This window comes from Streptomyces sp. NPDC051987 (assembly GCF_040680735.1).
In the GTDB taxonomy this organism is placed as follows: Bacteria; Actinomycetota; Actinomycetes; order Streptomycetales; family Streptomycetaceae; genus Streptomyces.
The window spans coordinates 1-5,742 of record NZ_JBFAXI010000178.1; the positions used below are offsets into that span (position 1 = coordinate 1).

Genomic DNA, 5,742 nt, shown 5'->3' on the forward strand with positions numbered 1-5,742 from the left:
GGTGCTTCGCCGGGCGCGGCAGCGGCTTGGCCGCTCGCGCAGTTCCCCGCGCCCCTGAAGGGGCACTGCAGCCCGCGCCCCTGAAAGGGAATCGGGGGAGTTCGTGAGGGACGCTCACGGCAGCGCCCCGTCAGGGGCGCGGGGCTGTGTCTGATACGCGGCTCCGCCGCGTGGGCGCGGCCAGCCCCCACCGGCCCGCAGCTCCCCGACTACCGTCAGTACCGCAAGCTCTCCGGCCCTACCGGTTCAGCTCGAACCAGACGACCTTCCCGGTGCTGAGCCGGGTCGCCCCCCACCGCCGGGCCAGGCGGTTCACCAGGTACAGGCCCCGGCCGCCCTCGTCCGTCGCCCGTGCCTGGCGCAGGCGCGGCAGCTGGGGGACGTCGTCCCCGACCTCGCACCGCAGCACGTCCGTCCGCAGCAACCGCAGCGTCACCGGCCGCGACGCGTACCGCACCGCGTTCGTGACGACCTCGCTGACCAACAGCTCGACGGAGTCGGTCAGTTCCTCAAGGCCCCAGCGGGACAGCGCCCGGCGCGCCAGCCGCCGGGCCCGGCCCGGCGCCGCGTCCTCCGGCTCCAGGAACCAGTACGCCACGTCGCTCGGCGCGATCCCGTCGAACCGGGCCGCGAGCAGCGCGATGTCGTCGTCCCGGTCGCCCGGCCCGAGCATGTCGAGCACCTCGTCGCACAGAGCTTCGAGCGGCGGCGGATGGTCCGGCCCCGTCAACTGCGCGGTGGCGGCGAGCTTCTCGCGCAGCTGCTCTATGCCGGTCCACACGTCACGCAGCCGGGACTCCACCAAGCCGTCGGTGTACAGCAACAGCGTCGCCCCGGCCGGCGCGTCCAGCTCCACCGCCTCGAAGTCGACCCCGCCGACGCCGATCGGCGCCCCGGCCGGCACCCGCAGCACCTCGGCACGGCCGCCCAGGTGCAGCAGGACCGGCGGCGGGTGGCCGGCGTTGGCGATGGTGATGCGGTGCGAGACCGGGTCGTAGACGGCGTACAGGCAGGTCGCCATCCGGTCGCTGCCCAGCCGCTGGGCCTGCTCGTCGAGGTGGTGCAGGACCTCCTGGGGCGGCAGATCGAGGCCCGCCAGCGTCTGCGCGGTCGTCCGCAGCTGGCCCATGATGGCCGCCGACGTCATGGAGTGGCCCATGACGTCGCCGACGACCAGCGCCACCCGGCTCCCGGGCAGCGGGATGGCGTCGTACCAGTCGCCGCCGACGCGCGCGGTCTCGGCGGCCGGCAGGTAGCGGGACGCCAGCCGCACGCCCGTCGCGCTCGGCAGGTTCTCCGGCAGCATGGTTCGCTGCAGCTCGTCGGCGATGTAGGCCTCCCGGCCGTACAGCACCGCCTTGTCGATGCCGAGCGCGCTGTGCGTGGCCAGCTGGGCGGCGACCAGCAGGTCGTCGGCCTCGAACGCCAGCCGCTCCGGGCGGCGCAGGAACAGGGCCGCGCCGATCACCCTGCGGCGGCCGCGCAGCGGGGCGAGGATCGCGTGCTGGGCGCCGGGCACGAGCGCCTCGTTGCCCTCGCCGAGGAGTTCGGGGAGGGCGGCGCGGGCGGCGGGCGCGTCCGCGAAGACCGGCCGTACGCCCCGCAGCACCTCGTTGAGCGCCCCGCCCGGCCGTACCTCGCACAACTCCGCGGTGAGCGCCGCCAGGCCGATCTCGGCCGGATCCGGCTCCGGTACGGGCAGCGGCGGGAAACCCTCGGTGTCCCGCTCCTCCGGGATCCGGTCGGTGCGGCGCAGCCGCAGCACCACCGGGCCGACGGGCCGCTCGTCGCCGACCGGCAGCGGGTCGCGCAGGTAGACCAGGATCGAGTCGGAGAAGGTCGGCACGGTCGCCCGGCACAGCCCCATGACGATCTCGTCCAGGTCGATGCCCCGGGCGATCCGCCGGGTCGCGGCGCCCACGAAGCGCAGCCGGTCGCCGTCGCGCCGCATCGGCATCGGCCGGCCCGGCGGCAGCCCGCGTCCGCTACGGCGCTCCTGCGCGCCCACCGCCCGCTCCGGCTCGGCGCCGGGCTGCGGCGGGATGCCCTCCGGGGCGGGGCGCGGCCGGTGCGGATCCGGCTCGGCGCTGGCGGGCTGGGCGTGCTCGGGGCCGTTGACGGAGTGCTCCTCGGACGTGCTGGTACCGGAACCGGAGGGCGTCTCGCCCGCGCGGGCCTGCGCCGGTAATGCGGTGCCGCCGCGCGGACAGGGCTGCGCCTGCCCCGGCGCCCGCACCTGCGGCTGGGTCTGTACCTGTGGGTGTGCCTGCGCCTGTGCCTGCTGCGGCTGTGGGGAACGCAGGAGCGCCCCGCGGGCCTCCGCGGGGTCGACGCCCGGCTGTGGGCGCTCGTAGGAGGTGGGGTGCTCCGTCACGCGTGTCGAATCCGTCCGTCCGGGGCTGCGCGCCGGGCGCGCAGGTGGTCCCGCCGAAGTGCCGATACCCGGATTACGTGTCCCAGGAACGGATTTTCGGCGTGGCTGGAGGCTGTTCCTGTGCAGCCGGCGAACGATCTGCGGCCCGCGCGCCGCTCACCGGTGTTGCCCTCGTACCCCTCGCTCACGTCCTGCCGCCCCTCGGTGACGTTCGGTCAAGCCCGGCGCATGCTCCGGGAGTTGTGTGCACGCTTCCTTGCGGAGGACGATCCTACGGTTGTGGACCGGGGACGCATCAAGGGTCTCATGAGGACACGTGCGCGGGGGTACGGTCCCAGTCCTCCGGCAGCGACGGTACCCCCCAGGACGGGTCCGGGCGCCAGTGCTGCCAGCCGTCCGAGAAGGGCGGCTCCCAGGCCTCGACGGCCGCCACCGCGGCCAGGCCCGCCGTCCGCACCGCCGCGGCCGTCTCCGCGTCCATCAGCCCGTCACGCTGGGCCTGCGCGAACTCGTCCTCGTCGAGCCAGTGCCAACTGCGGTCCGGGTGTACGGAGATGTCCAGAAAGTGGTCCTCCGAGTCCACCCCGCCGTCCCAGCGGACCAGCGGATGCTCAAGGTTGACGTACCAGTTCTTGAACCGCCAGCCACGCTCCCAGAACAGCCACACCGACCAGGGCTGACCGGGCCGGGCCAGCTTCAGCACGCCCGTGCCGCGCCAGTGGCCGTGGCTGACGGAACGGGGCTTGGTGTAGCGGGACTCCAGCGGTTCGTCACCGAGTGACGAGCCGTCGGCGAGCACGGGTCTGACGCACTCGGTGCCGGGGGCCAGCCAGACGGCGAGCAGCTCCTCGTCGTCCCGGACGACGGTGACGGGGCGAGCGATGTGGAAACCCTGTCCGGCGTTCTCCCGGTACCGCCACAGGATCCGGCTCCCGGGCGTCCAGAAGCCGGTCCCGTCCCCGGTCGCACCGCCCGTCTCCCCGCGTGTCACAGGTCTCACCGCTCCGCCGTCTGCCATGCACAGATATTAGGTGCCGCAGGCATACGACGCTGCGGCCGACGTCACGGTTCCGGTCGGACGGCGAGAAACGTTCGCACGCGGTTACGGCCGTGTCATCCGCAGGACATCCAGCGCCTCGTCCAGCTGCTCGACGGTCAGGTCACCGCGTTCGACGTACCCGCCCTCGACGACCACCTGACGGATCGTCTTCCGTTCGGCCAGCGCCTTCTTGGCGACCTTGGCGGCCTCCTCGTACCCGATGTACCTGTTGAGCGGCGTGACCACCGAGGGCGAGGACTCGGCGTACTCCCGGGCCCGCTCCCGGTGCGCGGTGATCCCGTCCACGGTCCGGTCGGCGAGCAGCCGCGCGACGTTGGCCAGCAGCCGCACGGACTCCAGCACGTTCTTCCCGATGACCGGCAGCATCACGTTGAGCTCGAAGTTCCCGGCCGCGCCGGCCACGGCGATCGTCTGGTCGTTCCCGATCACCTGGGCGGCCACCATCAGCACGGCCTCGGGGATGACCGGGTTGACCTTCCCCGGCATGATCGAGGACCCCGGCTGGAGATCCGGCAGCGAGATCTCGGCGAGTCCGGTCCGCGGCCCCGAGGACATCCACCGCAGGTCGTTGGCGATCTTCGTCAGCCCGACCGCGAGGGTCCGCAGCTGCCCGCTGGTCTCCACGATCCCGTCCCGGGCGCCCTGCGCCTCGAAGTGGTCGCGCGCCTCCGTGAACGGCAGTCCGGTGACCCGTGCGACCTCCTCGATCACCGCGGCGGAGAAACCGGGCGGCGTGTTGATCCCGGTGCCCACCGCCGTCCCGCCGAGCGGCAGCTCCGCGAGCCGGGGCAGCGAGGCGCGCAGCCGCTCGACGCCGTACCGCACCTGCGCCGCGTACCCGCCGAACTCCTGGCCCAGCGTCACCGGCGTGGCGTCCATCAGATGCGTCCGCCCGGACTTCACGACGTCGGCGAACTCCTCGGACTTGCGGGTGAGGGCGTCGGCGAGATGGTCGAGCGCCGGGATCAGGTCCCGGGTGACGGCGGCGGTGGCGGCGACGTGGATGGACGACGGGAAGACGTCGTTGGAGGACTGCGAGGCGTTCACGTGGTCGTTGGGGTGGACGTCCCGCCCCAGCCGCTCGGTCGCCAGCGTCGCCAGGACCTCGTTCGTGTTCATGTTCGACGAGGTACCGGACCCGGTCTGGAACACGTCGACGGGGAAGTGCTCGTCCCAGTCGCCCCGGGCCACCTCCTCCGCCGCCGCCCGGATCGCCTCGGCGATGTCCTTGTCGACCACCCCCAGCTCGGCGTTCACCTTGGCCGCCGCGCCCTTGATCCGCGCCAGCGCCTCGATGTGCGCGCGCTCGATCCGCTGCCCGGAGACGGGGAAGTTCTCGACGGCCCGCTGCGTCTGGGCCCGCCACTTGGCGTGGGCGGGGACGCGGACCTCGCCCATGGAGTCGTGTTCGATGCGGTAGTCGCTCATGCCGTTGTCAGCGACCGGGACGCGGCGGTTGTTCCGGGCGCCTGCTGCATTGGCACCACCGGCGTCACCGGGTCGGGGGACCGGCCCCCCGCCCACCGAGCCGATCATCGCCGACAGATGTGACGATCACCCCAAGGTGACAGGGCGACTCCCGCCGTCACCACGGCTGGCAGGAGGGCCATGCGATGAACTTCACTCCCAAGAGCGTGCTCGGAGCCGTTGTGACGCTGTCCATAGGCGCGACGACCCTGCTGGCCGCGGGCGCGAGCCCCGCCGCCGCGGCCGGCCGCGCCCACTGCGACCGCGCCGAACGCCCCGTCTGGAGCGGCGACCCCAGCCGCAACATGACCGCCCACGGCTGCAGTGTGCCGTCCGGCGAACGCCGCTGGTACCGCGTCGAGGTCGACACCCTCGTCGAGCCCCACCACACGACCGAGTACCTCAACGGCCCCGTCGACCGAACCGAGAAGCTGCACGACCGCACCATCAGATGCATGGGCTACACCACCGACGGCAACACCCTGAACTGGTTCGGCTGCATCCCCCACTGACCCACACACCGAACCGTCCCGGCCGCGACGCAGCCTGCCGAGTACGTCGCGGCGAAGCCCGACACACACCCCCGCCCTCCGGCCCGTCCGGCGTCTGGGGGCACTTTCCCGCCCGTCCGGTGCTGGGGACACCTTCCCGTCCGGTCCGGCGCTGGGGCCCCTTCCCGCCCGTCCGGTCCTGAGGACATCTTTCAGCCCGTCCGGTGCTGGGGGACGTCTTCCCGTCCGTCCGGCGTTGGGGGACGCCTTCCTGTCCGTCCGGTGCTGAGGACTTCTTTCAGCCCGTCCGGCGTTTGAGGACGAGGCCGGCAGGCCGATTGCGGGGGTCC

The 5,742-nt window shown here is 73.1% G+C and carries 4 protein-coding genes; 1 reads left to right on the plus strand and 3 read right to left on the minus strand.

The annotated features are described in order from the left end of the window. Positions 1-238: 238 nt before the first annotated feature. From AB0M11_RS40915 to AB0M11_RS40925, 3 genes are all read right to left on the minus strand, one after another. Positions 239-2,374 (minus strand): SpoIIE family protein phosphatase, encoded by a 2,136-nt coding sequence (locus AB0M11_RS40915; protein WP_365713993.1) that lies wholly within the window; start codon positions 2,372-2,374, stop codon positions 239-241. 304 nt (positions 2,375-2,678) lie between these two features. Then, complete coding sequence (locus tag AB0M11_RS40920; RefSeq protein ID WP_365713995.1) at positions 2,679-3,392, minus strand: DUF402 domain-containing protein; 714 nt, start codon at positions 3,390-3,392, stop codon at positions 2,679-2,681. A gap of 84 nt (positions 3,393-3,476) precedes the next feature. Further along, the gene (locus tag AB0M11_RS40925; RefSeq protein WP_365713997.1) at positions 3,477-4,862 is read right to left on the minus strand and encodes a class II fumarate hydratase; all 1,386 of its coding nucleotides are present in this window, start codon (positions 4,860-4,862) and stop codon (positions 3,477-3,479) included. 185 nt (positions 4,863-5,047) lie between these two features. Between AB0M11_RS40925 and AB0M11_RS40930 the strand changes: the two genes are divergently transcribed. Next, complete coding sequence (locus AB0M11_RS40930; RefSeq protein WP_365713999.1) at positions 5,048-5,413, plus strand: hypothetical protein; 366 nt, start codon at positions 5,048-5,050, stop codon at positions 5,411-5,413. The last annotated feature ends 329 nt before the right edge of the window (positions 5,414-5,742 follow it).

Coding starts and splice junctions, on each gene's coding strand:
- AB0M11_RS40920 (WP_365713995.1), bottom strand. CDS start 3,392: ATGGCAGACGGCGGAGCGGTGAGACCTGTGACACGCGGGGAGACGGGC.
- AB0M11_RS40925 (WP_365713997.1), bottom strand. CDS start 4,862: ATGAGCGACTACCGCATCGAACACGACTCCATGGGCGAGGTCCGCGTC.
- AB0M11_RS40930 (WP_365713999.1), top strand. CDS start 5,048: ATGAACTTCACTCCCAAGAGCGTGCTCGGAGCCGTTGTGACGCTGTCC.